At 58.2% G+C, this 1,383-nt stretch carries 1 protein-coding gene; it reads left to right on the top strand.

Annotated features, from left to right (window positions below; all coding sequences use genetic code 11):
* Position 1 precedes the first annotated feature (1 nt).
* A partial coding sequence (locus HK108_RS18615) for an IS1634 family transposase (protein ID WP_181272607.1) occupies positions 2-1,383 on the top strand: 1,382 nt, incomplete at its 3' end.

Below are 1,383 nucleotides of genomic sequence, written 5' to 3'. Positions count from 1 at the left end.
GATCGTGACGAAACGCCACGGCAAACTCACCGTTATTGAACACCTCGGTTCCGCACACACCCCGGCACAGTTGGCGGCTCTCGAAGAAGCCGGCCGCGAGAAGATCAACGAGTCCACCGGACAGTTGCCCCTGGACCTCGACACCGGAAGCAAGGTCTCTACAGCTTCGCGTCGACGTGTGAGGGGATCGGCATCGCGTCTGCTTATCGATACGATCCGCACCGCCTACGACAGGCTCGGCTTCCACGTCGTCGACGACGAAGCCTTCTTCCAGCTCGTCCTCGCTCGCATCGTCGAGCCCACATCGAAGTCCGACAGCATTCGAGTCCTTGACGAACTCGGTGCCGATACCAAACATCGCAGCACGTTCACCCGGTGCCTGCAGCGAGTCAATGCTGATGCGTACCGAGAAACCATCGCGGAGAAGTGCTTCGACTATTCGGTCGCGACGACAGGGATCTCTTTGATTCTCTACGACGTGACGACTCTCTATTTTGAGGCAGAGAAAGAAGACGAACTGCGCAAGGTCGGCTATTCCAAAGAACGTCGGGTCGACCCGCAGATCGTTGTCGGCCTCCTCGTCGATCGGACTGGGTTTCCGTTAGAGATCGGCTGTTTCGAAGGCAACAAGGCAGAGACGTTCACGATGATCCCGATCGTCAAGGGATTCCAGGACCGTCACGGGGTTACCGATATGGTCATCGTCGCTGATGCTGGAATGCTCTCAGCTGCGAACCTGAAGGCCATCGACGACGCAGGGCTGAGATTCATCGTGGGCTCACGGCAGACGAAGGCACCGAATGATCTGGCGACGTTCTTCACCTGGAATGGCACGAACACCGATGACGGGCAGTTCGTCGATACCCTGACCCCAAGGGCCACCGTCGCGTTGAATAAGAACCGGACGCTGACTCGTGCCGAACCCGTGTGGTCACCTGAAGACCATCCGCACGCTTGGCGGGCAGTGTGGCAATACCGGCGGAAACGAGCCGTGAGGGACCGGGAGACGCTGAATCTGCAACGCAACCGCGCGATGCGCATCATCGATGGGGAATCGAAACCGAAAGCAGCACGGTTCGTCAAGGCGAAGGGGTCGACAAAGGTCTTCGATGAGGCTGGTTATGACAAGGCTGTCGGGTTGGCAGGTTGGAAAGGCTACGTCACGAATATCGCAGCGAACGTGATGTCGGCCAACGACGTCGTTGGTTCCTATCATGACCTGTGGCATGTCGAGCAGTCTTTTAGGATGTCGAAGACCGACCTTCGAGCCCGCCCGATTTTCCATCGCACTCGTGACGCGATCGAGGCGCACCTGACGGTTGTGTTCACGGCGCTGGCTGTATCGAGGTTCATGCAGGAAGCGACGGGGATGTCCTTGAAGAA

It is taken from the genome of Brevibacterium sediminis (assembly GCF_013623905.1).
Taxonomy (GTDB): Bacteria; Actinomycetota; Actinomycetes; order Actinomycetales; family Brevibacteriaceae; genus Brevibacterium; species Brevibacterium sediminis.
Note: the sequence above shows the minus strand (reverse complement) of the source record. Positions and strands in the feature narration are given on the sequence as shown.